Raw genomic sequence first — 26,195 nt, 5'->3', positions numbered from 1 at the left:
GCACCCGACCCCCTTACCGAGCCACCCGAGCCCGGGCGCAACGCAGTACGGGCGGTTCGGCGGCGGGTCAGATCACGAAGGCCTCGAGTTCCGTGCCGTACCAGCGGTCCGTCCGGCCGAGCGGGCGCATCCCCAGCCGGCGGCACACCGCGAGGGACGGGTGGTTGTCCGGGCGGACCACCGCGTAGATCTCGCCGAGCCCGCCCCGGAAGCCGTGCGCGATCGCCGCCCGTGCGGACTCCGTCGCCAGCCCGCGCCCCCACGCGTCCGGGTGGAAGTGCCAGCCCACCTCGACCTCGCCCTTGCCCGTCTCGTCGGCAGGTTCGGGCAACGGCACCAGCAGCACGGTCCCCGCCACGATCCCGGTGGACTTCTCCTCGACCGCCCACACGCCGTACACCGGATCCTGGTTGCGCTCGTTCCAGCGTTCGATCACCCGGGACGCGGCGTTGCGGTCGCTCATCACCTTCGGATCGGCGCCGAGCCAGCGGGACACCTCCCAGCGACGGTAGATGTCGAACACCCGGTCCCCGTCGGCGTCGGCCCAGTCGCGCACTACCAGCCGGTCGGTCTCGAAGACCACTTTGGGATCCATAACGCGCTCCCTCACCCATCGCCCTGAGCCAAGAGGTCTACCCAGCGCGGCCCGCCCGCCGCAAGCGAACCGGCCAAGCTGTGACCGCACGGAAAGCTAAAGTCCTGCCATGGGTGGGCGACCGTCACGCATCGTGTTCGGATGCGCGCAGTTGCTGAGGTTCGGCGGTCTGCAACTGGTGTCCTGCCTCTTCCCCGCCGCCCTGTTCGCCGGGCTCGCGATCTCGAAGTACGTCGACCTCCCGATCGCCCGGTACGACGCTCTGCTGGTCTACTGCCTGCTCCTCACCTTGGGGTTCTGGGTGGTCCGGCTCGAGACGTGGCGCGAGATCGCGGTGATCTTCGGGTTCCACCTGGTGGGGCTCGCGCTGGAACTCTTCAAGGTCCAGGTGGGCTCCTGGCAGTACCCGGGCGACGCGGTGACGAAGTTCGCCGGAGTGCCGCTGTTCGCGGGGTTCATGTACGCCGCGGTCGGCAGCTACATCTGCCAGGCGTGGCGGCGGTTCGACCTGCGGGTGAGCGGATACCGGCCGGTGCTGACCACCGTGCTCGCCGTACTGATCTACGCGAACTTCTTCACCCACCACTGGATCGTGGACCTGCGGATCCCGGTCGCGCTGCTGCTGCTCGTCGTACTGCGGCGCACGTGGGTCTTCTACACGGTCGGCGTACGGCGGTACCGGATGCCGTTGGCGCTGTCGTTCCTGCTGATCGGGTTCTTCCTCTGGGTCGCGGAGAACGCGGGCACGTTCCTGGACGCTTGGAACTACCCCGACCAGGTCGACGTCTGGCGGCTCGTCCACCCGGCGAAGTTCGGCGCGTGGGCGTTGCTGGTGAGCATGAGCTTCGTCCTCGTAGCCAGCGTGAAGTCCTTGGAGGGCAGGCTTTACCACCGCGGCACCCTCGCCACGGTCGCGACTCCGAAGGCGACTGAGATCCCCCCGCAACACACCAACGCCAACCAGGTCAGGACTCCGGGCGTCTCCTAACTGTGGGGCTCCTGAGCGGGAGCGACTGGGGAACTATCCGCCTGATCGAGGGAGCGTCATGTCCCGAAAGCTTGCTGCCGTCATCGCGACCAGCACCGCCGCCGTCCTGGTACTCGGCTCGCTGATCGCCCTGGCCGTGGGACGTTCGAACCCACCGCAGCCGACCGTCGCATCCAATGTCACCCCGATGACACGGACCCCGACACCCACGTCTACGCCGACCGGCGACACCGGGCCTGGCAAGAACGGCACCGATCCTGACAAAGGCCCCCGTACTCCGGCCGGCAACCCGACCGCAGCGGCTGCCGCAGGCAACAAGAAGGTGCTCTTCTTCAGCTTCGACGACGGGCCCGACCCGGTCTGGACGCCGAGGATCCTGCAGGTGCTGGCGAAGCACAGTGCCCACGCGACCTTCTTCGAGCTCGGCAAGCTGCAGGCCGAGCACCCCGGACTGCGCGAGCAGATCCTTGCCGCAGGCAACACGATCGGCAGCCACTCGATCACGCACGCGCAACTGACCGCGATTTCGCCGGCGAAACGGCATCACGAGATCTTCGACGGCCCGGCGTCCAAGTGCTTCCGTCCGCCGTACGGCGCGTCGAACCCGAAAGTCCGCGCCGACATCAAGGCGGCCGGCATGGTCCAGGTGCTCTGGGACGTCGACCCACGCGACTGGACCCGCCCCGGCACCCAGGCGATCGTCAACAACATCCTTCACCACGCCCACCGCCGCAACATCATCCTCATGCACGACGGCGGCGGCGAACGCAGCCAGACGGTCGCAGCCCTCGACAAGGCCCTCCGCATCCTCAAGTCCCAGGGCTACACCTTCCCCGCCATGGACTGCTGAGAGTTTCTTTCGCTCAGCTGTCGGTCGGGCTGGAGCCCTCCTTGGCGGAGCTCTCCTCCTCGCCTTCCGAGACCAGCCCCATCGCCCCACCAAGCGCCGCGGCGGCCCCGACGATCAGCAGCACGATCGCGATGCCCTCCCGGTCGTGCCGCCGGGCATCGCACTCCGTCGCCGCCGGACCAGGACGCAGATCATCAGCCCGGTTGAGACTCGAGCCGCACGACACACTCCCGACGTTGATCGGACCGAACCCGGCCGCGGCGCCGACCACCATCATCAACGCGCCGACCACGGCGAGTGCCTTGAACATGTCCCCAGCTCCCTGACGTCCTACCTCGCTCGCAAGCTAGTCCACTCCACCTCGCCCCGACACCCCATCCGGCGCGCCCACCCCAGACCGTGACCAGAAATTGTCGGTGGGGTCTGCCACTGTCTGTGACATGACCGGTACGACGGTGTTGTTGCTGCTCGTTTTTCTCGTGGTCGGGCTGTTGCTCGGCGCGGTGTTCGGCGTGCTCTGGTCTCGCGGGAAGGACGGGGCGGAGCTGGCCCGGATCACGGCTGAGCGGGATGCGGCCGAGGACCGCGTGGTCGAACTGACCCAGGAGCGGCACTCCGTCGGTCAGCAGATGTCGGGGCAGGCGGTCGTGAAGGAAGCCCTCGACAGGCTGCACGCCGAGCTGAGTCAACTGGAGAAGGGCCGCGCCGCCTGGCAGAGCCAACTGCACCAGCAGGTGAACGAGGTGCGGATGAGCGGCGAGGCGCTCCGCCGGGAGACCGCGTCGCTGTCCACCGCGTTGCGGAAACCGCAGGTGCGTGGCCGCTGGGGCGAGCTCCACCTGCGCCGTACGGTCGAGCTGGCCGGCATGGTGGCGCACTGCGACTTCACCGAGCAGACGACCACCACGACCGACGACGGGATGCTGCGGCCCGACATGGTGGTGAGGCTTGCCGAGGGCAAGAATCTGGTCGTCGACTCGAAGGTCCCGCTCGCCGCCTTCCTCGAAGCCGCCGAGAGCGATGACGCCGACTTCCGCGAGGAGCGGTTGCGGGCCCATGCCCGGCATCTGCGCACGCACGTCGACCAACTCTCCGCGAAGGCCTACTGGTCGCGGCTGCCGTCGACTCCCGAGTTCGTCATCCTCTTCGTGCCTGGCGAGTCGTTCCTGTCGGCCGCGCTGGACGTCGAGCCCTCCCTCCTCGAGTACGCCGCCGAGCGCCGCGTCATCCTCGCCACCCCGACCACTCTGATCGCGACGCTGCGCGCAGCCGCCTACGCCTGGAACCAGTCCGCCCTGACCGAATCAGCCCAGCAGGTCTTCGAACTCGGCCGCGAACTCTACGAACGCCTCGGCACCATGGGCGACCACCTCGGCCGAGTCGGCCGGTCCCTCACCTCAGCAGTCGACGCCTACAACAGCACCGTCGGCTCCTTCGAACGCCGCGTCTTCACCAGCGCCCGCAAACTCCGCGACCTCCACGTCACCGAAGCCGAACTAGCCGCCATAGAAGCCATCGAAGCCTCGGTCCGGCCCCTGACAGCCCCCGAACTCCTCCCCCTGGACGACCCCACACCCCCCACCCACCGCTGGCTCCCCCCAACCGACAAAACCCACCGCGACCCTCTATCCCTCCCCGACCTAGACACCCAAACCGGCTAACACCGACCAACGGCCATGCGCTGAGGCCATGCGTCCCGTGGGGCAGCAGCAGCCGGCCATCCGTACCGCGTCCGCAGGGCAAACCACCCCGGGGCGTCGGAAAGCCGACAGTGCTGAGGTGTTGACATCGGTGTCGGGACGTCGGAAGGATGAGAGCGCTCTCACTCGTCCGGTGGTCTACCGTCCCTCATCGGATGAGCCGTGGGCATCGGGCTCATCCGGCCCGCGAAGCCTGCCCTTCGCGGGACCTCGGGGTTGCTGCGACCTGGTAAACGCGGCGACTTCCACCCCGGTGCTCCGCCTTCCTCTCGCATGGGACAAACCTGAGGAGGAGTTGTGCGCGTCAAACACAAACTGCTGGCGGTCCTCGCCGCAGCGGCCACTGTCGCCGCCGGGCTCACCGCGATCATCGCGGTCCCGGCCGAGGCTGTGCCGAACACCATTCCGCTGAAGATCACCAACAGCTCGGGCCGCGGAGACCCGGTCTACATCTACAACCTGGGCACCAACCTCGCGACCGGTCAACAGGGCTGGGCGGACGCGGGAGGCACGTTCCACGCCTGGCCGGCCGGCGGCAACCCGCCGACCCCGGCGCCGGACGCGTCGGTCGCCGGACCCGGGAACGGCCAGTCGATCACCATCCAGATGCCGAAGTTCTCCGGCCGGGTCTACTTCTCCTACGGCCAGAAGCTGGTCTTCAAGCTGACCACCGGCGGCCTGGTGCAGCCCGCGGTCCAGAACCCGAGCGACCCGAACCGCAACATCCTGTTCAACTGGACCGAGTACACGCTGAACGACTCCGGCCTGTGGATCAACAGCACCCAGGTCGACATGTTCTCCGCCCCGTACGCCGTCGGCGTGCAGGCCGCAAACGGTTCCACCAAGACCACCGGACATCTCAAGCCGGGCGGCTACAACGGGTTCTTCAACGCGCTTCGCGGTCAGCCGGGCGGCTGGGCGAACCTGATCCAGACAGCACCCAACGGCTCGGTACTACGCGCACTGGCCCCGACGTACGGGGTCGAGACCGGTCTGCTGCCCGCCAACGTGATGGACGACTACATCAACCGGGTCTGGTCGAAGTACAGCTCGCAGACGCTGACGGTGACGCCGTTCACCGACCAGCCGGACACGAAGTACTTCGGTCGCGTGTCCGGCAACGTCATGAAGTTCACCAACAGCTCGGGCGCGGTGGTCACGTCGTTCCAGAAGCCGAACGCACCCAGCATCTTCGGCTGCGCCGGACTCCTCGACGCCCCGAACGACCTGGTCCGCGGGCCGATCTCGCGGACGCTCTGCGCAGGGTTCAACCGCTCCACCCTGCTGGTCAACCCGAACCAGCCGGACAGCAGCAACGCGAACTTCTACCAGGACGTGGTGACCAACCACTACGCCCGGAAGATCCACGCGCAGATGGCGGACGGCAAGGCGTACGCGTTCGCCTTCGACGACGTCGGCGCGCACGAGTCGCTCGTCCACGACGGCAACCCGCAGCAGGCCTCCATCACCCTCGACCCCTTCAACTGACCCGTCCCACCAGAGCTGACCCACTAGCCACCCCGGGTCCCCGCCAGCTGCCCGGCCGGGACCCGGGGTCTCTTCCTGCCTGGACCTTGACGCGCGCTTCGGTTAGTGGCAACTTACCGTTCGTGGGGACTTACCAAGTGGGTACCGTGCTCGATGCGCTGGGCGATCCGACCCGGCGGGCGATCCTGGACACGCTGCGGCGGCAAGGGCCGAGTTCCGTGGCGGTGCTGGCCGATCGGGTCCCGGTCAGCCGCCCGGCGATCTCGCAGCATCTGAAGGTGCTCGGTCTCGCCGGTCTGGTGGATCACGAGCCGCAGGGCACCCGGCACATCTACCGGATCGACCGGAGCGGACTCACCGAGGTGCGGGACTGGCTCGACCAGTTCTGGGGCGATGCGCTGGACGCCTTCGCGGAGCACGTACGCCGCGTCGAGGGGACCACGGAGACCGCGGGCACGCGCAGTACCGAAGACGGCGGCGGGCGGAGTACGGGAGAGAGCGAGGAAGGGCGATGAGCATCAATCAGGAGATCGCGCCGCTGGTGAAGACGGTGGTGGTGCCGACGGCGCCGGAGCGGGCATTCGAGTTGTTCACGGCGGAGATGGGGGTGTGGTGGCCGCTCGTCACGCACTCGGTCGGCCTCGAGAGGGCGACGGACGTACGGCTGGAAGGTACCGTCGGGGGCCGGATCGTGGAGTACGACAAGGACGGCCCGACCTGCTACTGGGGCACCGTGTCGGACTGGGACCCGCCCCAGACGGTCAGCTTCAGCTGGCACCCCGGCAACGACCCGAAGGAGGCCGGCCACGTCACCGTCACCTTCCGGCCCGTCGACGACGGCACCGAGGTCGTCCTGACGCACACCGGCTGGGAACGCCGTCCGGACGGTGTCCGGGCGCGCGCAGGCTACGACTCCGGCTGGGACTACGTGCTCGACTTCTATGTGACCCGCACCCGATAGTGACTGGATGGCGAACGCACCGGTCGACCCCACCGCCCTGGCCGCCTCACTCCGCCCGCACGGCGAGTCCGTCATGCTGCCGCAGGCGGCGTACACGGACCCGGCCGTGCTCACCTGGGAACGCCGCAACTTCTTCGCCGCCACCTGGACCTGCCTCGGCCGCGCCGACGAACTGGCCACCGGTACGACGTACCGCGCGACGGTGGTCGGCGACGTCGGGGTGATCCTGACCTTCGGGGAGCGACCGCGCGCGTTCGCCAACACCTGCAGGCATCGCGGCCACGAACTCCTCGGCCAGGGTGGTACGAGCGACCGCCGCTCGGTGGTCTGCCCGTACCACGGCTGGTCGTACGAACTGGACGGCGCGGTGAAGGCGGCACCGCGGATGGGCGACACGTTCGACCCCGCGCCGTACGGGCTGACCGAACTCCCGTCCGAGGTCTGGCACGGCTGGCTCTTCGTCAACGCGCTCGGCACGGCGGCACCGTTCTCCGAGCACCTCGGCGGGATCACCGACCTCGTCGCGCCGTACCGGCCGGAGGCGTTGTCGCTGAAGGCCCGGCACAGCTACGACGTGGAGTCGAACTGGAAGACGATCGTGGAGAACTACCACGAGTGTTACCACTGCCCGCTGATCCACCCGGAACTGTGCAAGGTGTCCCCGCCCACCTCCGGCGACAACTGGAACCTCCCCGGCGCCTGGGTCGGCGGGCTGATGGATCTCCGCCCGGGAGTCGAGACGATGTCGCTCGACGGGCGATCTCGCGGGATCCCGCTACCTGGCGTGGATCCGCGGACGGTGAACTACCTCGGGCTGTTCCCGAACCTGCTGATCTCGCTGCACCCCGACTATGTGATGACGCACCGGCTGGAGCCGCGCTCGCCGGGAGTCACCGCGATCGAGTGCTCGTGGTACTTCCCGGACGAGGTGGACGACCCGTCGTACGCGGTCGAGTTCTGGGACGTCACCAACCGCGAGGACTGGGCCGCCTGCGAGTCGGTGCAGCGGGGCGCGGAGTCACCGCACTTCCGCCCCGGCCCCCTCGCCCCCGCCGAGGACGCCGTCTACCAATGGGTCACGATGATCGCCCGCGGCTACCTCGGCAAGAACCTGAGCCGGTAACCCAGGCGACAGATCCTCCCTGACGGGTGATTCTCCCCGGCCCTGAAGCTGCGATATTCCGATCGAAGCCGTCCGCAGAGCATCTTCGACCGCAAGGGGCTACCAGCATGGCCATCGACACCTTCATCGCCTACATCGGTGTCTACGACGACACCGCCGACGCTGAGGCGGATTACGAACTCGTCAAGAAGCTGCACACCGACGCCGGACTGATCGATTCCTATGACGCGGCCATCGTCGAGCGCCGCGAGGACGGCAAGGTGAAGATCAGCAAGAAGCATGAGACGCCGACCCGGGCCGGAGGGGTGCTTGGTGGCGGTGTCGGGCTGGCCACCGGGCTGGTCGTCGCGTTGTTCCCGTTCGCCGCGATCGGGGGTGGGCTGCTCGCCGCCACGACGGCCGGCGGTGCGGTCCTCGGGGCGGTGGCCGGGCATGCCGCCGCGGGTATGAGTCGTGACGATCTCAAGGAGCTCGGCGAGAGCCTGGACGCCGGTCAAGCAGGGCTGGTGGTCGTCGCGGTCGCCGACATGGGCGCCAAGATCGACAAGGCCATGGAGCGCGCGAAGAAGAAGCAGGCGAAGGAACTCAAGGCCGACACCGACGAGATCGAACGTGACGCTCGCGCCGCGGGCGGCGAGGAAGGTGAAGCCGACAAGTAGCCGGTGGCCTTGATCGTCAGGCGTGGTCGGAGGTGCCGGTGGTCGCCATACCGGCGGCCTTCAGGTCGGTGCGGAGTTCGCGGGGCAGGGAGAACACCAGGCTCTCCTCCGCGGTGGTGACTTCCTGCACCTCCGCGTAGCCGCGCTCGGCCAGCCAGCTGAGGACGTCGCGCACCAGCAACTCCGGCACGCTCGCACCGCTGGTGACGCCGACCGAGTCGACACCCTCCAGCCAGGCCTCGTCGATCTCGGCCGCGTAGTCGACCAGGTAGCCCGCCTTGGCGCCGTGCTCGACCGCGACCTCGACCAGGCGCACTGAGTTCGAGGAGTTGCGCGAGCCGACCACGATCATCAGATCCGCGTCGGGAGCCAGCTTCTTCACCGCGGCCTGGCGGTTCTGGGTGGCGTAGCAGATGTCGTCGCTCGGCGGGTCCTGCAGCGCGGGGAACCGCTCGCGCAACCGGCGTACGGTCTCCATCGTCTCGTCCACCGAGAGCGTGGTCTGGGACAGCCAGACGACCTTCTCGGGGTCGCGGACGGTGACGTTCGGGACGTCGCCGGGACCGTCCACCAGGTGGATGTGGTCCGGGGCCTCGCCACTGGTGCCGATGACCTCTTCGTGGCCCTCGTGGCCGATCAGCAGGATGTCGAAGTCGGTGGCGGCGAACCGCTTCGCCTCGTGGTGCACCTTCGTCACCAGCGGGCAGGTCGCGTCGATCGTCTTCAACTGCCGCGCGGCCGCCTCCTGGTGCACCACCGGCGCCACGCCGTGCGCGGAGAAGATCACCGTCTCGCCCTCCGGCACCTCGACGGTCTCGTCCACGAAGATCGCGCCGCGCGCCTGCAGCGTCTGCACGACGTGCTTGTTGTGCACGATCTCCTTGCGCACGTAGACCGGCGGCCCGTACAGGTCGAGCGCCTTCTCGACGGCGACGACCGCCCGGTCCACGCCCGCGCAGTACCCACGTGGGGCCGCGAGCAGCACCCGCTTCGTCTTGAGCGCGGTCGGCGTACCGGAGGTTTCAGGCTGGACAGTCACGGCTCCCATGGTACGGGCCCCTGCCGGACGCCCTCCCAGCCGTGGCGGACATCACCAGCCACAGCGTGACCCACCTCACCAGCCACCGCCTCACCGGCAAGCGTGAGGTGTTGAGGACATGACCGGATGACGCGTACCAGGGGCCGGGATCGAACCGGCGACCTCACCCTTATGAGGGGTGCGCGCTAGCCGGCTGCGCCACCCTGGCGCGGGAACTGCCGCCACTGGGACTGCGGTTGCTGTTGGCAACTAGCAGGAGAGTCGGGAGCCGCCCGCCCTGTCCGGGCGGCTCCTTCCCAGGAGGTGTTCACTGCCTCAAGGATGCGGGCGGATCCCCTGGTGCGCAAAGGGTTTTCAGGCCTCCGGCGAGTTCCTCACCTCGCTGATCCAGTTGCTACTTCGCCATCGGCGGCCTGATGCTCGAACACCTGACCCTCCCGGGTGTCCTCGGCCCCAACTCCATCGACTCCCTCACCGAACAAGTCGTCACCCGCCTGCTCAGCAGGTGGGGCCGCAGTCGCCGCCAATCAGCACGTGAGCTTCAGCGCCGTCCAGCACAGGTCCCGTCCGGCGCGCCATCCACAGGGGCTGGGAGGGATTGTCGGCGGGTGGCCGTAGAGTCGCCGGGTGGCTTTGGAAACCTCGCCGGATGCACCTGCAGCCGTTCGCACGATCGCGAACGGCATTGCCGGCTGGATCAACCAGCTCGGCGCCGTCTGGGTCGAGGGGCAGCTGACGGACGTGTCGGCGGGGCGTGGCATGTCGACGGTGTTCGGCACGTTGCGGGACACCGACGCGGACATCTCGCTGCGTTTCACCTGCAACCGGCGGATCTTCGACGCGGTCGATCCACCCGTCACCGACGGCTCCCGCGTCGTGGTGAACGCCAAGCCCAACTTCTTCGCCAAGCGCGGCACGCTCGCTCTGGCGGTCAGCGAGATCCGGCACGTCGGCATCGGTGAACTGCTCGCCCGGATCGAGCGCCTGAAGCAACTACTCGCCGCCGAGGGACTCTTCGCGGCGTACCGCAAGAAGGCGTTGCCGTTCCTGCCGCACACGATCGGGTTGATCTGCGGCCGCGACTCGGCCGCGGAGCGCGACGTCCTGGAGAACGCCAAGCGCCGCTGGCCCGCGGTCATCTTCCGCGTCGAGTACGCGTCGGTCCAGGGACCGTCCGCGGCCGGCGAGGTGATGACCGCACTGCGCCGCCTGGACGCGGACGAGGCCGTCGAGGTGATCGTCATCGCCCGCGGCGGCGGGTCCCTGGAGGATCTGCTGCCGTTCTCGGACGAAGGCCTGATCCGCGCCGTCTCCCAGGCCCGTACGCCGATCGTCAGTGCGATCGGTCATGAACCTGATTCCCCGCTGCTCGACCTGGTCGCCGATCTGCGCGCGTCGACGCCGACCGATGCCGCCAAGCGGATCGTGCCGGACGTGCGCGAGGAGCTCGACGGGGTTCGCCTGCTGCGCGAGCGCGCCAATCGCGCCGTCCGGGGCTGGCTCGAGCGGGAACTGCACGCGCTGGCCGCGATCCGGAGCCGTCCGGCGCTGGCCGCCCCGACGACCGACCTGCAGCGGCGTTCCGACGAGATCGCCGCGCTGGTGGAGCGCAATCGCCGCACCCTGACCCACCGGCTCGACCGCGCCGGCGACGACCTTGCCCACCGGCTGGCGAGTGTGCGCGCCCTGTCCCCCAAGGCGACCCTCGACCGCGGGTACTCCGTGCTCCAGCTCGCCGACGGCACCGCCGTACGGGAAGTCGGGCAGGTGACGGCTGGTGACCTGCTGAACGCACGGGTCAGCGATGGCCGATTCGATGTGGAAGTGACCTCGAGCTCGAAGGAGAGCAAGTGACCGCCGATCGACCCGAGATTTCCTACGAGCAGGCCCGCGAGGAGCTCGTAGAGGTGGTCCGCAAACTGGAGGCCGGCGGCACCTCGCTGGAGGAGTCCCTCGCCCTGTGGGAGCGCGGCGAGGAGCTGGCCGCGACCTGCCAGCAATGGCTCGACGGCGCCCGCAAACGACTCGCCGAGGCCCAGGCCGCCCACCAGGAGAAGACCGACTGACCTTGCCCGACCGCCCCGCCGGCGCGACGCACGCCCGATCCACCGTCGCCCGCCGATTCGACGTACAGCCCGGCGCCGCGTTCGACGTACGGGCTGCTCGCTCGGACGATCTGTACGGCGCTGCCGTGGCGCGGGTGGCGAGTTGGCGAGCCGCGTTCACAGGTCTGGTGCCGCAGGACTTCCTCGACGCCATGGATCCCGAGAAGATCGCCGCCTCCTGGGCCGACAGCGTCGCCGCCGGACGATCCCGCCTGTACGTCGCGGCCGCAGGCGGCGAGATCGTGGGATATGCGGGCGTCGGCCCCGAGCGGGACGCCCGTGCGCCCGAGCACGTCGGCGAGTTGTACGCGCTGTTCGTGCACCCGGACTGGTGGGGCTCGGGAGCCGCACGTGTCCTGGCTGACGCCGCGGTCGCCGACCTCAGAGCCGCGGGATGCGACCAGGTCTGGCTCTGGGTGCTCGAAGCAAACACCCGCGCCCGCGCCTTCTACCGCCGCTACGGCTTCACCGAGACGCCGGACCGCACCCACTCCAGCCTGAACGACCTCCCGGAACTACGCCTCCGCCTGGAGTCGCGGCCCGAGCACCGCAGCGGCGACCGCACGGAGACCTGACTGCATCCGGGCGAGGTCGAAGCCCTCGGTGCGGAGAGCGTTGTGGAGGTCGGCAGCCAGTGGCGCGAGGATTACGTGAGCGGTGTAGTCGGCGTCGAGCTCGGGCCGCGCCTCCTCGACCAGCATCGCGAGGTGCCGGTGCCACAGGCGGTATGAGCCGATGCGGTAGCGCGCGCCGTCCGAGGCGTTCTCGCTGTCCATGAACAGCTCGACATGGCGGTCCAGCAGATCCAGGTAGGCGTCGAGGAACGCCGTGACCCGCTCGACGGCCGGCGCACCCGGACCGAGCGGCGGCGGCCCGGTCAAGATCTTCGCCTGCAACTCCTGCTCCCGCTCGTCCAGCAACGCCACCGCGAGCCCGGCCCGGTCGCCGAACCGCCGGAAGACAGTGCCCTTCCCGACGCCCGCCGCCGCCGCGATCGCATCCAGCGAGACGTTCTTCACGCCCAGCTCGGCGAACAGCCGATCCGCGGCCTCCAGCACCTTCAGCCGGTTCCGGCGCGCGTCGGCACGTTCGGGACGTGGCTCACCCAGAACAGGCAGACCTGGTTGTAAAGCGGACTGCGGTCCGATACGGTCGTTCATAAGACGGACTGTAGTCCGCTCGGCCGCTCCAGGCCACCTACTCCAGGAGGAAGCACCATGAGCAACACCACCGCCCGGATCGCGGTCGCGTACCACTCCGGCTACGGTCACACCGCGAAACAGGCCGAGGCGGTCGCCGCCGGCGCGACCGGAGTACCGGGGGCGGTCGCCGAACTGGTTCCGCTGGACGAACTCACCGACGAGGTGTGGGAACGGCTCGCGCAGGCGGACGCGATCGTCTTCGGCGCGCCGACGTACATGGGCAGCCCGAGCGCGGTCTTCAAGGCGTTCGCCGAGGCGAGCGCGGCGGTCTGGGCCGACAACCTCGGCTGGCGCGACAAGATCGCCGCCGGGTTCACCAACTCGAAGGCGATGTCCGGCGACAAACTGAACAGCCTCGTCGACTTCGCCGTACTCGCCGCTCAGCACGGGATGATCTGGGTCGGCCTGGACCTCTACCCGGGCTGGGCGACTTCGACCGCCAGCATCGAGGACCTCAACCGGCTCGGCAGTTGGCTGGGGGCGATGGCGCAATCGGACGCCGACCTGTCGGCCGAGAAGGTGCCGCCGGAGACCGACCTGCGTACGGCGGCCGCGTTGGGCGCCCGGGTCGCCACGGTGACCATCCGCCACCTCCGCGGTTCGCTGGCGGCCTGATGGCCTGGTGGGTGCTGATCGCCGCGGCAGCCTGCGAGATCGCGTTCGCGCTGAGCCTCAAGCCCAGCGAAGGCTTCAGCCGCTTCTGGCCGTCCGCCGGCGTCCTCGTCTTCGGCGTCATATCCGTGTACCTGCTCTCGAAGACCCTGGACCGCCTGCCCGTCGGTACTGCGTACGCCGTCTGGACTGGCCTGGGTTCCGTCGGGGTGGTCATGCTCGGAGTCATCCTCTTCGACGAACCGATCACGCCAGTCCGCATCGCCTGCATCAGCCTCATCGTCGCCGGCGTCCTGGGCCTCCGCCTGGCCGGCAGCCACTGAGGTCCTACCGATAACCCGAAGCGAGGAGGTCGACGAGGTAGTCGGCCGTGCTGGCGGCGGTCCAGCCGTACGGGCCGTGGAAGGCGCGGAGGTGGACGTAGGTGAGGAGGGTCAGGTTGGTGAGGGCCACCACGTACCGTTCGCGGTCCTGGGGTGGATCGAGGGTGCCGTCGGCGGCGCCGGCTTCGAGGATGCGGAGCCAGGGGCCGAAGAAGTCGAGTTGCTCGCCGACGCCGTCCAGGTCGGGACCGTGGAACGCCTCCTCTGTGTGGGCGAGCAGCGGAAGATTGCGTTCGGCGACGGCGCAGAGGGCGTGCAGGGCGGCGGTCAGGCGGTCCCGGCCGCTGCCGTCCATCGTGAGCGGTGCCCACATCAGTTCGCGGTAGTCCGCCACCAGTCGCCGGCGGAGCAGGGCTTCGACCGAGGCCCGGGTCAATCCATGGCGCCAGACGGTCGCGCGAGACACACCTGCACGCTCGGCGATCCGGTCCAGGCTCAGCGCCGGCCAGCCCTCCTCGTCGAGCAGTTCGACGGCGACCGCCACCAGCTTCTGGTCCACGACGACTCCTGGCAATGGATGAAACGACCAGTCTCATGGTACGACGACGGCAGTTTCATCGACCGTCCGGAGGAGTGCCCGATGCTGATCACGCCCGACCCCGATCCCGCCTTCTGCCTCGTCACCTTCAGCTGGACCGAGCCGGCCGGTCCCCCGGTCGACGACGTGCTCGTGCGGTTGATCGCGTTCACCGATCACGCGCAGGACGACGGGCGGTTGGAGCCGTTCCTGCTGGACCGGCAACCCGACGGCGTGTGGAGCGGAACACTCCGGCTCCCGGCGGACCTGCGTACGTCGTACCAGCTGTGTCCGGTGCGGCACGGTTCACTGCGCGGAGGGCCGATCGACGACGAGCGATGGAGCACGGTGATGGCCGCGGGCCTGGCCGATCCGACCAATCCGGCGATTCTCCCGGCCGACTGCACCTACGGGAATCCAGGGCCGGCTTCCGTACTCGAACTGCCTGCCGCACCGCCCCAACCAGGCTGGCACCGCCGACCCGGTACGCCGGCGGGTAGGGTGACCGGTCACGCGCTGGGCACATCGTCGGTGCAGGTCTACCAAGCGCCCAGCGTCGAAGTGGACGCGCCGCTCGTGGTGCTCTTCGACGGTGTCCAGTGGCTCAGCCTCGGCGTCACGACGATGCTCGACAACCTCGTCGCGGACGGACTGCTCGAACCGCTCGTGGTGGTGTTGGTCGGCTCCATCGGCGGCGCCCGCCGGTACCACGGGCTCACGCGGCCCCGGCTGTTCAATCCATTGGTGGACGACCTGATCCCCTTCGTGGAGGACGGTTGGAAGGTGACCCAGGATCCGGCGAGGACGGTCGTCTCCGGGCAGAGCCTGGGCGGGTTGCTCTCAACCCACCTCGCGCGGACCCGCCCTGAGCGCTTCGGCGCTGTCCTCGGCCAGTCCTGCTCGTTCTGGTGGCCGGGCGCCGAAGAGGACGGCGAGCTGAGCGGTGAGGCGGAGATCGAGGCCGTCGCCACCGGTCCGCGGACCCGATTCCATCTCACCGCCGGCCTCCAGGAACGCGACCTGCTGACCAGCAACCGCAGAATGCGCGACGCCCTCGCCGCCCACGACCTCACCTACCGCGAGTACCAGGGCGGCCACGACTTCGCCTGCTGGCGAGGAGACCTTTCCGACGGCCTCGTCACCCTGCTCCCGAAGTAAAACCTCGTGGTCGTCGGAGGTCAGACTTTGGGGCGGCGGGAGCGGCGGCGGGCCGGGCGGCCTCGGGTGGGGACGGCGGCGGGTGGGACGACGGGGGCCTCCTCCTCGACGCCGGGCAGGGCGACCAGGAACTGGTAGTCCTCCCACGTCTCCACCCGGAGCGGGATGTTGCCGGCGGCATCTACTTCGGTGATCGGGTGGCGCCCGGCCCGGATCAGGCCCCAGACGTCCCGGTCGCTGCGGAGCTGCCGCAACTCGCCGAAGAGCTCGCGGCCGAACCAGCACGGGTGTCCCCGGCCGTTGTCGTAGCGGCTCACCCCGATCGGCGTGGCGGGCCCCGCGACCTCCGCGACCAGGGACCAGACAGTGGCCGAAGTCACGCCCGGTTGGTCGCCCAGCATCACCACGATGCCGTCCGTACGGCGATCGACCACGTCCAGCGCGGGCACGATCGACGAGCTACCGGTGTCCGCGTGGGGTGAGTCCACGACCCAGGCGCCGTCTAGGTCGACCCGTTCGCGGACCTGCTCCGAGGCCGTCCCCAGCGTGACGATCAACTGGTCGAACCCACACTCGCGGGCGGTGTCCAGCGATGCCCCGAGCAAGGTCTCGCCCTGGTAGGACAGCAACTCTTTGGGCACGCCGAGCCGCGGCGAACCATCGGCGGCAAGCACCAGTCCGGTGACGAACACGCCGCATCAACCCCCGACCTGGTATTCAGACACGCCAGGCTCCTTCGTCGATGCCGATCAGCTGATCGAACCCCGAGGCGCCTCAACGTGTCAACGTCTGAATAAGTTCGCGGCAATCAGCGCAAAGTAGCCGCCAGCGTTTCCAGCGCGGGATACCCGGCATTTCCGACCACGATCGTGGTGACGCCCGAGCCGATCAGAACGAGCGCGTGCTCGTTCTCCCGATCCAGCAGGGTTTTCCGCTGCCAGACCACTCCGGACACGGTCGTCGTACCGTCGTCCTCGGTGTTGCCCAGCTCTTCGGACTGGAAACGTTTGCTGGTCACATTGGACTGTTCCAGGCCGACGTATTTCTTCTCGGTGGTGACAATTCCCAGGTGCCAGGTGATCGGGCTTTGCTGCGGCGCGCGGAATTCCACGCTGGTCGCGGTCCAGCCGTCCGGCATCGGCGCCGGGCCACGGACCCACGGCGCCACCTTCTTCGCGTCCTCCAGCTGAGCCGAGTACTCGATCGCGTTGATCTTCTCCGACTTCGGCCGCCACGTCACCACCGCGAGGAACGCCACCACGATGAAGCAGGCCAGCAGCGCCCAGAACATGTTGGTCAGGGTGCGGGCCTTCGCCCGGTCCACCTTGTTCTGCGCACGGTAGGCCTCGGCCTCCGCGCGGACCCTCGCCTGCTCCTCACTCGTCGAGCTCATGTCACCAGTGTCCCCCGAGACCGATCTCGGCCGGACACCGACCGTTGGCTACGATCCGTGGCATGAACGACCCGTCCACGCCACCTGCCCACCTCGAGGTCGACGAGCACGCGCCCGACCGCAACCTGGCCCTCGAGCTGGTCAGGGTCACCGAGGCGGCCGCGATGGCCGCCGGACGGTGGGTCGGCCGGGGCGACAAGAACGGCGCCGACGGCGCGGCGGTGAACGCGATGCGCACGCTGATCGGCACCGTCGGGATGAACGGCGTGGTGGTGATCGGCGAGGGCGAGAAGGACAACGCGCCGATGCTCTACAACGGCGAGCAGGTCGGTTCCGGCGACGGCCCGGAGTGCGACGTCGCCGTCGACCCGGTCGACGGGACCACACTGGTGGCCAAGGGGATGGCGAACGGCATCGCCGTGATGGCGGTGGCGCCGCGCAACACGATGTACGACCCGTCCGCGGTGTTCTACATGGAGAAGCTGGTGGTCGGGCCCGAGGCCGCCGACGTGGTGGACATCCGGCTGCCGGTCGGAGAGAACATCCGCCGGGTGGCGAAGGCGAAGGGGTCCACGGTCGACGACGTCACGGTCGTCCTGCTGGACCGCCCGCGCCACGAGGACCTGGCAGCCCAGATCCGGGCCACCGGGGCGCGGATCAAGTTCATCAGCGACGGCGACGTGGCCGGCGCGGTGGAGGCGGCCCGGCCGGACACCGGCCTGGACATGCTGATCGGCATCGGCGGTACTCCGGAGGGCATCATCGCCGCCTGCGCGATGAAATGCATGGGCGGCCTGATCCAGGGCAAGCTCTGGCCCCGCGACGACGAGGAGCGGCAGAAGGCGCTCGACGCCGGCCACGACCTCGACCGGGTGCTCTCCACGGACGACCTGGTCAGCGGTGACGACTGCTTCTTCGTCGCCACCGGCATCACCGACGGCGAACTGCTCCGCGGCGTCCGCTACCGCAGCTCGATCGCCCGCACCCACTCGCTGGTGATGCGCTCGCGCAGCGGCACCATCCGCAGCATCGAGAGCGAGCACCAGCTGTCCAAGCTGCGCGCCTACTCGGCCATCGACTTCGAGCACGCCCGATGACCGCACCCGTCCTCGTCATCGGCGAGGCGCTCGTGGACATCGTCGGCACCGGCGGTCGCTCCAACGGCAGCGGCTCCGGCCGCAACGGCAGGAACGGGGCGAAGGCGACTCCCGGCGGCTCCCCCGCCAACGTCGCCGTCGGGTTGGCCCGTCTCGGCCTGCCGACCGAACTGGTCACCCGCTTCGGCACCGACCCGTACGGCGACCAGCTCGGCGCGCACCTGTTCGGCAACGGCGTCCAGCTCGCTCCCGGCTCGGTCGACCCGCACTTCCGCACCAGTACCGCGACCGCGACCCTCGACGCGGACGGGGTCGCGTCGTACCAGTTCGACATCACCTGGGAGCCTCCGGCGCTCTCCCTGTCGCGCGGCTGCCCGGCGGTCCACACGGGCTCGATCGCGACCGTGCTCGAACCAGGCGCCGAGGCGATCCGCCGCTTCCTCGGCTCCCTCGCTGAACAGCCCGTCACGGTCACGCTGGACCCGAACGCCCGCCCGACGATCACCCCGGACGCGGAGAGCACCTGGACCGCAGTACGGGGTCTTGCCGAGTTGTCCGATCTGGTGAAGCTCAGTGACGAGGACTGCGAGTTCCTGCGGCCCGGGGCTACGCCTGACGAGATCGCGGCCGAACTGCTGGCCGTCGACCGGACCCGGTGCGTGGTGATCACCCGGGGCGGCGAGGGCGCGATCGGGATCAGCCGGACCGCGCGGGTCGAGGTCGCCGCCCCCGCGATCAAGGTGATCGACACGGTCGGTGCGGGTGACTCGTTCATGTCCGCACTGATCGCCGGACTCCACGCGCGCGGCCTGCTGGGCGCAGTACGGCTCGAGGGTCTGGACGAGGAGAACCTGTCCGCTGTCGTCGACTACGCGGTGAAGGCGGCGGCGATCACCTGCACGCGGCACGGCGCAGATCCGCCGACCGCCGCCGAGCACAAGTCCACCTGGGGTTGAGGATGAGCACCGCAACCACTTGGACCAGCGAGTACGAAACCACCGGCCGGGTGGTGTTCCCCCAGCGCCGCAGCCGCCTACTGATCCGCCTAGTCTTCTTCGCCCTGCTGATGGCCGCGTCGCTGGTGAGCAATGTCCAGCACCTCCGCGCGGGCGACGTCTCCGGCACCTTGGGCGTACTGCGGCTCACGGCGCTCGCGGGATTCGTCTGCGTCGTCGGGCTCACCGTTTGGCAACTGATCACCCGCCGGCCCGTGGTCACCGTCGACCGGGTCGGCATCACCTCGGGCAAGGACGGCGCCAAGGGCCTGGTCCCCTGGGAGGGGATCGCTCGCATCGACGCCCCGTCCGGCCTCCCGGGCCTCCGCACCGTCCAGGTCCAGCCCCTCGACCAGCACGGCTCCCCCTCGGTCGGCATCCCCCAGGACAACGTCCAGGACCTAGCCGAACTCACCGACTGGCTCCGAGCCCTCCTGGCGCAGCGGCAGACCACCACGGACTAGGCCGTTTCCCCTTACAGTGACGGTCCGCAGCGACTTGGGGGAAAGCACATGCCGTCGATGGGCGATGCAGGTCCGGACACCTGGACGGACGAGCTACAGCGAACCGGCCAGGTGGTGTTCCCTCAGCGCAGGCGACGGGTGGCGATCCGGCTGGGGATCATGGTGCTGTTCGCCCTGAACCTCGTGCTGTCCGACGCTCGGCGCGCCCTCGACCAGGATGGGGTCGGCTGGACGCTCCTCGCCGCACTGTTGTGCGCGATCTCCCTCGTCGTCGTCGCAGGCAGCCTCTGGCCGATGATCACCCGTCGACCGGTGCTCAGAGTCGACCAGACCGGCATCCGCCTCGGCCGAAGCGAGCTCGCGTGGGACGAGGTTCGGGAGGTCGGCGTGATCACCGGCTGGCAGGTTCTTCGGTCCCTGCCCGTTATCCCTCGGAACGCGTGGGCGAAATCGCTGAGCGTGCAGCAGGACAACGTGAAGGATCTGGAGATTTTCGCAGGCTGGCTCACCGAGGTCCTCGCTCAGCGGCGCAAGAACGACGTACAGAGCTGAAGGGGCCTGACGTTCTCGGGCTGCTGGACCGGCGCCGGCTCAGGTGAGGCCGAGGCGTTTGGATAGGCGGGGGCCTCGCTTGATCTTGATCTCGCCGAGGATGGCGGTGCCGCGGATGTGGAAGACCTTTGGTGCGGCGGTGTTCGGCTGGGTCGTGCTACCGCCTAGGCTGCCCTCCTGCTCCGTGACGGAGCCGAGGATCGGGTTGCTGTCGAGGTGGACGATGGCGTTCTGCGGGACCCGGATCTTCACGTCCGCGAGGATCGACTTCACGTCGACGAAGACCTCGTCGTACGGCAGTTGGGCCTCGGTGTAGTCGAGCGTCACGTCGCCGAGGACCGCGTTCACCTCCTGGCGCTGCGGGGCGATCCAGGCGCCGGTCCGCTTGCCCTCGGAGAGGAACACGTTCATCACCGGCGCGTAGTGCGTGACACCTTGCTGACCGGCCGCCGCCACCGGCTGCACGTCCGAGGAGGCCGGCACGGCCAGGCCGTTCGGGAGGTCGGCGGTGATCTGGACGAGCTCGCCGTAGGTCTTGGAGGCGTACAGGGTCTCCAGCCGCTCCTCCAGCTCCGGGTAGCTCAGCCGGCCCTCTCCCGCGGCCTCGCGGAGCACGTCGGCGACCTCCTCGCGTTCGAGGTCGGAGACCCGGCGGCGCAGCGCCAGCTCGTCGCCGGTCGGCTGAGCAGGCGGGTTCGGCTGGGGGGTCTCGTCCTGGGGAATCTCGTCCTGGGCCACGACAAAACCTTACGCGCGCCGAGGGCTGTTCGCAGATGAGTTATGCCCCCGATTCACCCCTGACCACGACCCTGATCCCCGAGCCTGATCCAAGGTCCCGATCCGGCGTGAGTGTGCGGCCCGTCGCAGCGAGCTGGGCGGCTCCGATCTAGGCTTGGGGTAAATCTCAGACCACTTGCCTGGAGGTACGCCCGGTGTCCGCCGACTTCTCCTACTCCGACCTGCTCCCGCTGGGGGCCGACGACACGGAGTACCGGCTCCTCACCACCGAGGGAGTGAGTACCTTCACGGCCGGCGGCCGCACCTTCCTGCAGGTCGAGCCGTCTGTGCTGCAGGCGCTCACGGCCGAGGCGATGCACGACATCTCGCACTACCTGCGTACCGCGCACCTGGCCCAGCTGCGCCGGATCATCGACGACCCGGCGGCGTCCGGGAACGACCGGTTCGTCGCGCTCGACCTGCTGAAGAACGCGAACATCTCGGCCGGCGGCGTGCTCCCGATGTGCCAGGACACCGGTACGGCGATCGTGATGGGCAAGAAGTCCGAGGGCGTTCTCACCGGCGCGGTGGACGAGGAGTGGATCAGCCGCGGCGTGTACGACGCGTACACCAAGCTCAACCTGCGCTACTCCCAGATGGCGCCGCTGACCATGTGGGACGAGAAGAACACCGGGTCCAACCTCCCGGCCCAGATCGAGCTCTACTCCACTCCCGGCGGCGGCACGTCCGACCCGGCGTACAAGTTCCTCTTCATGGCCAAGGGCGGCGGCTCGGCGAACAAGTCGTTCCTGTTCCAGGAGACCAAGGCGGTGCTCAACCCGGCCGGGATGATGAAGTTCCTGGACGAGAAGATCCGCTCGCTCGGTACTGCGGCCTGCCCGCCGTACCACCTGGCGATCGTGGTCGGCGGCACCTCCGCGGAGTACGCGCTGAAGACCGCGAAGTACGCGTCCGCCCACTACCTGGACTCGCTGCCGACGACGGGATCGCCGCTCGGGCACGGGTTCCGCGACGTCGAGCTGGAGCAGCAGGTATTCGAGCTGACCCAGGAGTTCGGGATCGGCGCGCAGTTCGGCGGCAAGTACTTCTGCCATGACGTCCGGGTGATCCGCCTACCCCGGCACGGCGCGTCCTGCCCGGTCGCTATCGCGGTGTCCTGCTCGGCCGACCGGCAGGCGCTCGCGAAGATCACCCCTGAGGGTGTCTTCCTGGAGCAGCTCGAACGCGACCCGGCGCGGTTCCTGCCGGACACCACCGACGAACACCTCGCCGACGACGCCGACGTGGTCCGGATCGACCTGAACCGGCCGATGATCGAGATTCGCGCCGAACTGTCGAAGCTGCCGGTGAAGACCCGGCTGTCGCTGAGCGGCCCGCTCGTGGTGGCACGCGACATCGCGCACGCGAAGATCAAGGAACGCCTCGACGCCGGCGAGGCGATGCCGCAGTACCTCAAGGACCACGCCGTGTACTACGCGGGCCCGGCGAAGACCCCCGCGGGCTACGCCTCCGGCTCGTTCGGCCCGACCACGGCCGGCCGGATGGACGCGTACGTCGACCAGTTCCAGGCTGCGGGTGGTTCCTTCGTGATGCTTGCCAAGGGCAACCGTTCGGCCAAGGTGACGACCGCGTGCAAGGAGCACGGCGGGTTCTACCTGGGCTCGATCGGTGGACCGGCGGCGCGGCTCGCCCAGGACTGCATCAAGTCGGTCGACGTGCTCGAGTACGCCGAGCTCGGGATGGAAGCGGTCTGGAAGATCGAGGTCGAGGACTTCCCCGCCTTCGTCGTGGTCGACGACAAGGGCAACGACTTCTTCACCGACACCCGCAAGCCCGTCCCCCTCACCGTCCGCCCCCGCAGCTGACCCGTCCCGAGCCCCTCGCTTGACCCGCGGGTCCCGTTTCGCCCGCGGCTGAGGGATTGAGCCGCGGCGAGACGCCCGCAGTACGGCGTACTGCGGGTGCTTGACGGTCGCGGGCGATCGCAGGACGCTCGGTTCAGGGGTGGTGCGGGATGAAACGGGAGATGACCCGGATCGGGAATCGCATCGGCGTCTGGATGTACCGCAAGCTGGACGGGCGACTGGCGAGCACCAAGAACGCGCACGTCCTGCTGCTCACCATCCCCGGCCGGCGGACGGGTCTGCCGCGCTCCACCTGCGTGCGTTATCTCGCGACCACGGACGGTTTCCTCGTCTGGGGTACGGCGTCAGGGGCACCGCACGACCCCGACTGGTTCCGCAACCTCCGCGCGGCAGCGACCGCCGAGGTCCAGATCGACGCACGCCACCTGGAGGTGCGGGCCCGCGAGCTGACCGGCAAGGAGCGCGCTGCCGCCTGGACCGACGTCATCCTGGCAACAGCCCCCACCGTCGCCCGCTACGCCACCAAGGCCAAGCGCACCATCCCAGTAGCCCTACTCACACCTCTCAAGGACTAGCACCGGCTCAGCGGTACTCCGACGGCCGGCACCTGCTGATGCCCGTCTAAAGCACGCGGGTAGTTCTCGTCCGCCCCCGGCGCACGCTCTATTCCGTCTGCGGGGTCAGCCGACGGTCGCGACAGCGCTCAGCTGGCGGCCGCCACGGCGGCCGGATCGGGGAGCTTGATCATCAGGTGCTTCGCCCCGCGGAGCACGTCGGCCTCTTTGTGCCCGAACGCCTGAAGGTACGACCCCAGCGCGGATCGCAGTAACCGCAGCTCCTCGTCATCGAGTTCGATTGTGTACATATTTCCAAGGTAGATCCGTCCGGGACAGAAAGCGCCACCCCGTGACCCACCCGTTGTCACGACCTCATCCCCGATCAGCCGTCCTCCCCGGAAATCCACCCGGCCATGACCAGAATCTCGGCAGCACCTCCCCGAGCGGCCGATCGTTGCGGACGGTGAAGTCCTCGCTGTGAGCGAGCGACTCGTGAGCCTTCGGCGCCGCCTGGCGATCCCACATCGGCCCACGGACAGTGCCGCGAGTACGCCGCTCCACCAGCTCGGGTGGCGTCTCCAGCCTGACCATCTGAACGTCACACCCCACCAGACAGTCCGCGTACGCAGCACGCAGCTCGGCGCGCTCGATGATCCCGCTGACCACCATAAGCCGCGCCCACGCCGCCCGGTAGGTCGCCCACACCGCCCCAGATTCCGCCCAGGCCAGAGAGACACCCATCAGCACCCCGCCCGCAACGCCGAACCCATGCCCCACCGCGACCACCTCTCAGCGCAAGCACACGCCGACAGCGCCAACCGCCTCAGCTAGCGGCACGGGTGCACCGCGATAACCCCGACCGCCCGCGACGCCGTCAGCCATCAACCACCTCGCCTTCGCCGAGCAGCGACGCAGGAGACTGCGAAGCCAGGGTGGGTGGGAGCGGCGACGCGGGAGCGGCGAGTACGGCGGGTTAGCCGAGGAGGTGTTGGGTTATGTGGGTGACGGTGTAGCCAGTGGGGGCTTCGGGGAGGCGGAGGTGGGGGTCGGGGATGAAGGTGTGCCAGTTGTTGGAGAAGGGGGTCGTCCAGGCCTTGATGTCGCGTACTGCGGCGTGGGCGTCGGCGGTGATGCGATCGGCTTCGGCCTGGGTGAATCGGCCGGCGGCGACTGCGCCTTCGAGTTCGTCCTCGTCCTTCCACTCGATCGTGCGGTCCGGGTTGATCCACAGGTCGAGCACGTAGTCGACCGTGGAGGTGCGCCGGGCGTCGGCGTCGCGCCGGTGCTCGGCCTCCAGGTTCACGTACCAGCCGCGGAAGCTGCCGTCCTCGCCCCAGAAATGCCACACCGACCAGGGCTTGCCGGTCGGGGAGACCTTCAGGATCCCGGTGCCGTGCCAGATGTCGAGCTTGAGCACGCGGTCCTCGGTGAACATGCGCTCGGGACCGGCGAGCCGGGTCTCCCGGCCGTCGACGAGCACCGGCTTGATCAGCGGTGTCCCCGGCGCGAGCCAGGCGACCAGGCCTTCCTCGTCGTCCCGGATCACCGTCATCGGTCGCACGTTGGGCAGCTCGCGATGCCGGCCGGTTCCTTCGTACACCCATTCGATAGTGGTGCCCGGCTCCCAGAACTCGCTGACGCGGGTCTCCGCCTCGGCCGCCGTCACGGCTGGGCCGGCCGGGTCATGGAGAGGACGTCGAGGGCGGCGTCGAGCTGCTCCTCGGTCAGGTCGCCCTTCTCGACGTGACCGTTCTCGATCACGACCTCGCGGATCGTCTTGCCCTGCTTGAGGGCGCTCTTCGCCACGGCGGCCGCATTCTCGTAGCCGATGTAGCGGTTGAGCGGTGTCACGATCGAGGGCGACGACTCGGCCAACGCGCGGGCGTGCTCCACGTTCGCGGTGATGCCGTCGACGCAGCGGTCGGCGAGCAGCCGCGAGGCGTTGGCGAGCAGCTGGATCGACTCGAGCAGGTTGCGGGCGATCACCGGGAGCATCACGTTCAGCTCGAAGTTGCCTCCGGCACCGGCCACGGTGATGGTGGTGTCGTTGCCGATCACCTGGGCGGCGACCATCAGGGTCGCCTCGCAGATCACCGGGTTCACCTTGCCCGGCATGATGCTCGACCCCGGTTGCAGATCGGGCAGCGCGATCTCGCCCAGCCCCGCGCGCGGGCCGGAACCCATCCACCGCAGGTCGTTGCAGATCTTGGTCAGGCTCACGGCGATCGTCTTCAGCTGGCCCGACAGCTCCACCAACGCGTCCCGGGCGCCCTGCGCCTCGAAGTGGTCCGCGGCCTCGCTCAGCTCCAGGCCGGTCCGGCGGTTCAGCTCGGTGATCACCTTGGCGGCGAACCCGGGCGGCGTGTTGATACCGGTCCCGACGGCCGTGCCGCCCAGCGGGAGCTCGGTGACCCGTGGCAGCGTCGCCCGCACCCGGTCGGCACCGCGGCTGATCTGGGTGGCGTAGCCGGTGAACTCCTGGCCCAGCGTCACCGGGGTCGCGTCCATCAGGTGGGTGCGGCCGGACTTCACCACCTCGGCGAACTCCGATCCCTTGCGGGACAGGGATTCCGCCAGGTGCTCGAGCGCCGGCAGCAGGTCCTGGACGACGCCTGCCGTGGCCGCGACGTGGATCGCAGACGGGAAGGTGTCGTTGCTCGACTGGCTCGCGTTGACGTGATCGTTCGGGTGCACCTCGGAGCCGAGCTCGCGGGTGGCGAGGGTGGCGAGCACCTCGTTCACGTTCATGTTCGTCGAGGTGCCCGAGCCGGTCTGGAAGACGTCGATCGGGAACTCGGTGTCGAACTCCCCACCGGCCACCCTGTCTGCGGCCGCGACGATGCCGTCGGCAAGCTTCGCCTCGACCACGCCCAGCTCCGCGTTCACCACGGCGGCGGACGCCTTGATCTGCGCGAGCGCGTGCACCAGCGCAGGCGCCAGCGGTTGGCCGGAGATCGGGAAGTTTTCCACCGCACGCTGGGTCTGCGCCCGCCACAACGCGTCGCGGGGCACCTTGACCTCGCCCATCGTGTCGTGCTCGATCCTGAATTCCACGTTGTCACCCATACCTGCAGCGTACGTCGATCCGCGCTGTCGGCCCGGACTGGTAGAACCGTTGTGGACAACCCCACATGGGACACGGATCACGGACAAA

General features: G+C 69.0%; 32 protein-coding genes and 1 tRNA gene. 20 read left to right on the top strand and 13 right to left on the bottom strand.

The features are described from left to right. Nucleotides 1–67: 67 nt before the first annotated feature. Nucleotides 68–595 (bottom strand): GNAT family N-acetyltransferase, encoded by a 528-nt coding sequence (locus ACFPJ1_RS34130; RefSeq protein ID WP_380110408.1) that lies wholly within the window; start codon nt 593–595, stop codon nt 68–70. Nucleotides 596–704: 109 nt separating this feature from the next. On the opposite strand from ACFPJ1_RS34130, the gene ACFPJ1_RS34125 reads away from it, so the two are divergent. Both ACFPJ1_RS34125 and ACFPJ1_RS34120 read left to right on the top strand, forming a co-directional pair. Beyond that, entirely contained in the window at nt 705–1,583 is an 879-nt protein-coding gene (locus tag ACFPJ1_RS34125) for a DUF817 domain-containing protein (RefSeq protein ID WP_380110407.1), read from the top strand. A gap of 58 nt (nt 1,584–1,641) precedes the next feature. Further along, a complete protein-coding gene (locus ACFPJ1_RS34120; protein ID WP_380110405.1) occupies nt 1,642–2,433 on the top strand; it encodes a polysaccharide deacetylase family protein in 792 nt (263 codons plus the stop codon). Between the two features lie 13 nt (nt 2,434–2,446). On the opposite strand, the gene ACFPJ1_RS34115 is transcribed toward ACFPJ1_RS34120, so the two are convergent. Then, nucleotides 2,447–2,743, bottom strand: a complete 297-nt coding sequence (locus tag ACFPJ1_RS34115; protein ID WP_380110404.1) for a hypothetical protein — start codon at nt 2,741–2,743, stop codon at nt 2,447–2,449. Nucleotides 2,744–2,873: 130 nt separating this feature from the next. Here ACFPJ1_RS34115 and ACFPJ1_RS34110 point away from each other — a divergent pair, with 130 nt between their 5' ends. From ACFPJ1_RS34110 to ACFPJ1_RS34085, 6 genes are all read left to right on the top strand, one after another. Continuing rightward, complete coding sequence (locus ACFPJ1_RS34110) at nt 2,874–4,094, top strand: DNA recombination protein RmuC (RefSeq protein ID WP_380110403.1); 1,221 nt, start codon at nt 2,874–2,876, stop codon at nt 4,092–4,094. Nucleotides 4,095–4,430: 336 nt separating this feature from the next. After that, nucleotides 4,431–5,621, top strand: a complete 1,191-nt coding sequence (locus tag ACFPJ1_RS34105; protein ID WP_380110402.1) for a glycoside hydrolase family 64 protein — start codon at nt 4,431–4,433, stop codon at nt 5,619–5,621. Nucleotides 5,622–5,758: 137 nt separating this feature from the next. Then, nucleotides 5,759–6,136: an ArsR/SmtB family transcription factor gene (locus ACFPJ1_RS34100; protein ID WP_380110401.1), complete on the top strand. Its 378-nt coding sequence runs from the start codon at nt 5,759–5,761 to the stop codon at nt 6,134–6,136. After that, nucleotides 6,133–6,582 carry an SRPBCC domain-containing protein gene (locus tag ACFPJ1_RS34095; RefSeq protein WP_380110400.1) on the top strand — a complete coding sequence of 150 codons (450 nt, stop codon included), beginning with the start codon at nt 6,133–6,135 and terminating at the stop codon, nt 6,580–6,582. Before ACFPJ1_RS34100 ends, ACFPJ1_RS34095 begins: the two co-directional genes overlap by 4 nt. Nucleotides 6,583–6,589: 7 nt before the next feature. Beyond that, on the top strand, nt 6,590–7,705 hold the full coding sequence (locus ACFPJ1_RS34090) for an aromatic ring-hydroxylating oxygenase subunit alpha (RefSeq protein WP_380110399.1): 1,116 nt from the start codon (nt 6,590–6,592) through the stop codon (nt 7,703–7,705). A 107-nt stretch (nt 7,706–7,812) separates the two neighbouring features. Then, nucleotides 7,813–8,364, top strand: a complete 552-nt coding sequence (locus ACFPJ1_RS34085) for a DUF1269 domain-containing protein (protein WP_380110397.1) — start codon at nt 7,813–7,815, stop codon at nt 8,362–8,364. 16 nt (nt 8,365–8,380) lie between these two features. Here the strand turns inward: ACFPJ1_RS34085 and ACFPJ1_RS34080 are convergent, their stop codons facing one another. After that, nucleotides 8,381–9,412 carry a 4-hydroxy-3-methylbut-2-enyl diphosphate reductase gene (locus ACFPJ1_RS34080; protein WP_380110395.1) on the bottom strand — a complete coding sequence of 344 codons (1,032 nt, stop codon included), beginning with the start codon at nt 9,410–9,412 and terminating at the stop codon, nt 8,381–8,383. 125 nt (nt 9,413–9,537) lie between these two features. Continuing rightward, nucleotides 9,538–9,611 (bottom strand) — tRNA-Met (locus tag ACFPJ1_RS34075). A 419-nt stretch (nt 9,612–10,030) separates the two neighbouring features. Between ACFPJ1_RS34075 and xseA the strand changes: the two genes are divergently transcribed. From xseA to ACFPJ1_RS34060, 3 genes are read left to right on the top strand one after another with little or no spacing between them, the layout of a single operon-like run. Continuing rightward, a complete protein-coding gene (gene xseA / locus ACFPJ1_RS34070) occupies nt 10,031–11,257 on the top strand; it encodes an exodeoxyribonuclease VII large subunit (protein WP_380110392.1) in 1,227 nt (408 codons plus the stop codon). After that, nucleotides 11,254–11,469: an exodeoxyribonuclease VII small subunit gene (locus ACFPJ1_RS34065; protein WP_132194565.1), complete on the top strand. Its 216-nt coding sequence runs from the start codon at nt 11,254–11,256 to the stop codon at nt 11,467–11,469. Before xseA ends, ACFPJ1_RS34065 begins: the two co-directional genes overlap by 4 nt. A gap of 2 nt (nt 11,470–11,471) precedes the next feature. Then, nucleotides 11,472–12,083: a GNAT family N-acetyltransferase gene (locus ACFPJ1_RS34060; RefSeq protein ID WP_380110390.1), complete on the top strand. Its 612-nt coding sequence runs from the start codon at nt 11,472–11,474 to the stop codon at nt 12,081–12,083. Here the strand turns inward: ACFPJ1_RS34060 and ACFPJ1_RS34055 are convergent. After that, nucleotides 12,024–12,668, bottom strand: coding sequence for a TetR/AcrR family transcriptional regulator (locus ACFPJ1_RS34055; protein ID WP_380110388.1), 645 nt, complete (start codon nt 12,666–12,668; stop codon nt 12,024–12,026). The genes ACFPJ1_RS34060 and ACFPJ1_RS34055 overlap by 60 nt on opposite strands. Nucleotides 12,669–12,725: 57 nt before the next feature. Here ACFPJ1_RS34055 and ACFPJ1_RS34050 point away from each other — a divergent pair, with 57 nt between their 5' ends. Together ACFPJ1_RS34050 and ACFPJ1_RS34045 are read left to right on the top strand one after the other, a co-directional pair. Next, a complete protein-coding gene (locus tag ACFPJ1_RS34050; protein WP_380110386.1) occupies nt 12,726–13,325 on the top strand; it encodes a flavodoxin family protein in 600 nt (199 codons plus the stop codon). Further along, nucleotides 13,325–13,645, top strand: a complete 321-nt coding sequence (locus ACFPJ1_RS34045; RefSeq protein ID WP_380110383.1) for a DMT family transporter — start codon at nt 13,325–13,327, stop codon at nt 13,643–13,645. The genes ACFPJ1_RS34050 and ACFPJ1_RS34045 overlap by 1 nt, the downstream gene beginning before the upstream one ends. A 4-nt stretch (nt 13,646–13,649) precedes the next feature. On the opposite strand, the gene ACFPJ1_RS34040 is transcribed toward ACFPJ1_RS34045, so the two are convergent. Then, the gene (locus ACFPJ1_RS34040) at nt 13,650–14,204 is read right to left on the bottom strand and encodes a TetR/AcrR family transcriptional regulator (RefSeq protein WP_380110381.1); all 555 of its coding nucleotides are present in this window, start codon (nt 14,202–14,204) and stop codon (nt 13,650–13,652) included. An 81-nt stretch (nt 14,205–14,285) separates the two neighbouring features. Here ACFPJ1_RS34040 and ACFPJ1_RS34035 point away from each other — a divergent pair, with 81 nt between their 5' ends. Continuing rightward, entirely contained in the window at nt 14,286–15,380 is a 1,095-nt protein-coding gene (locus tag ACFPJ1_RS34035) for an alpha/beta hydrolase-fold protein (protein WP_380110378.1), read from the top strand. 20 nt (nt 15,381–15,400) lie between these two features. Here ACFPJ1_RS34035 and ACFPJ1_RS34030 read toward each other — a convergent pair whose 3' ends face one another. Together ACFPJ1_RS34030 and ACFPJ1_RS34025 are read right to left on the bottom strand one after the other, a co-directional pair. Next, a complete protein-coding gene (locus tag ACFPJ1_RS34030) occupies nt 15,401–16,072 on the bottom strand; it encodes a nucleotidyltransferase family protein (protein WP_380110377.1) in 672 nt (223 codons plus the stop codon). Nucleotides 16,073–16,188: 116 nt separating this feature from the next. After that, entirely contained in the window at nt 16,189–16,773 is a 585-nt protein-coding gene (locus tag ACFPJ1_RS34025) for a DUF4245 domain-containing protein (RefSeq protein WP_380110375.1), read from the bottom strand. 62 nt (nt 16,774–16,835) lie between these two features. Between ACFPJ1_RS34025 and glpX the strand changes: the two genes are divergently transcribed. Genes glpX through ACFPJ1_RS34005 form a run of 4 tightly spaced genes read left to right on the top strand, consistent with a single transcriptional unit; the run spans nt 16,836 to nt 19,881 of the window. Further along, nucleotides 16,836–17,870, top strand: a complete 1,035-nt coding sequence (glpX, locus tag ACFPJ1_RS34020; protein WP_380110373.1) for a class II fructose-bisphosphatase — start codon at nt 16,836–16,838, stop codon at nt 17,868–17,870. Further along, nucleotides 17,867–18,826, top strand: coding sequence for a carbohydrate kinase family protein (locus tag ACFPJ1_RS34015; RefSeq protein ID WP_380110371.1), 960 nt, complete (start codon nt 17,867–17,869; stop codon nt 18,824–18,826). The genes glpX and ACFPJ1_RS34015 overlap by 4 nt, the downstream gene beginning before the upstream one ends. A gap of 2 nt (nt 18,827–18,828) precedes the next feature. Further along, nucleotides 18,829–19,329: a hypothetical protein gene (locus tag ACFPJ1_RS34010; RefSeq protein ID WP_380110369.1), complete on the top strand. Its 501-nt coding sequence runs from the start codon at nt 18,829–18,831 to the stop codon at nt 19,327–19,329. Nucleotides 19,330–19,386: 57 nt separating this feature from the next. Next, on the top strand, nt 19,387–19,881 hold the full coding sequence (locus tag ACFPJ1_RS34005) for a hypothetical protein (protein ID WP_380110367.1): 495 nt from the start codon (nt 19,387–19,389) through the stop codon (nt 19,879–19,881). 39 nt (nt 19,882–19,920) lie between these two features. Here the strand turns inward: ACFPJ1_RS34005 and ACFPJ1_RS34000 are convergent, their stop codons facing one another. Continuing rightward, nucleotides 19,921–20,619 (bottom strand): DUF1707 SHOCT-like domain-containing protein, encoded by a 699-nt coding sequence (locus ACFPJ1_RS34000; RefSeq protein ID WP_380110365.1) that lies wholly within the window; start codon nt 20,617–20,619, stop codon nt 19,921–19,923. A 194-nt stretch (nt 20,620–20,813) separates the two neighbouring features. Between ACFPJ1_RS34000 and ACFPJ1_RS33995 the strand changes: the two genes are divergently transcribed. Both ACFPJ1_RS33995 and ACFPJ1_RS33990 read left to right on the top strand, forming a co-directional pair. Continuing rightward, nucleotides 20,814–22,484: a fumarate hydratase gene (locus ACFPJ1_RS33995; RefSeq protein ID WP_380110363.1), complete on the top strand. Its 1,671-nt coding sequence runs from the start codon at nt 20,814–20,816 to the stop codon at nt 22,482–22,484. A 149-nt stretch (nt 22,485–22,633) separates the two neighbouring features. Continuing rightward, nucleotides 22,634–23,059, top strand: a complete 426-nt coding sequence (locus ACFPJ1_RS33990) for a nitroreductase/quinone reductase family protein (protein ID WP_380110360.1) — start codon at nt 22,634–22,636, stop codon at nt 23,057–23,059. A 128-nt stretch (nt 23,060–23,187) separates the two neighbouring features. Here ACFPJ1_RS33990 and ACFPJ1_RS33985 read toward each other — a convergent pair whose 3' ends face one another. The 4 genes from ACFPJ1_RS33985 to ACFPJ1_RS33970 all read right to left on the bottom strand — a co-directional run bounded on the left by ACFPJ1_RS33985 (nt 23,188) and on the right by ACFPJ1_RS33970 (nt 26,107). Continuing rightward, nucleotides 23,188–23,349, bottom strand: a complete 162-nt coding sequence (locus ACFPJ1_RS33985; protein WP_380110356.1) for a hypothetical protein — start codon at nt 23,347–23,349, stop codon at nt 23,188–23,190. Between the two features lie 64 nt (nt 23,350–23,413). After that, nucleotides 23,414–23,818: a hypothetical protein gene (locus ACFPJ1_RS33980; RefSeq protein WP_380110354.1), complete on the bottom strand. Its 405-nt coding sequence runs from the start codon at nt 23,816–23,818 to the stop codon at nt 23,414–23,416. A gap of 196 nt (nt 23,819–24,014) precedes the next feature. Continuing rightward, the gene (locus ACFPJ1_RS33975; protein WP_380110351.1) at nt 24,015–24,707 is read right to left on the bottom strand and encodes a ribonuclease FAU-1 family protein; all 693 of its coding nucleotides are present in this window, start codon (nt 24,705–24,707) and stop codon (nt 24,015–24,017) included. Further along, a complete protein-coding gene (locus ACFPJ1_RS33970; RefSeq protein WP_380110348.1) occupies nt 24,704–26,107 on the bottom strand; it encodes a class II fumarate hydratase in 1,404 nt (467 codons plus the stop codon). The genes ACFPJ1_RS33975 and ACFPJ1_RS33970 overlap by 4 nt, the downstream gene beginning before the upstream one ends. Nucleotides 26,108–26,195 lie beyond the last annotated feature (88 nt).

Origin of the sequence: Kribbella qitaiheensis (genome assembly GCF_042657745.1) — a bacterium.
In the GTDB taxonomy this organism is placed as follows: Bacteria; Actinomycetota; Actinomycetes; order Propionibacteriales; family Kribbellaceae; genus Kribbella; species Kribbella qitaiheensis.
Note: the sequence above shows the minus strand (reverse complement) of the source record. Positions and strands in the feature narration are given on the sequence as shown.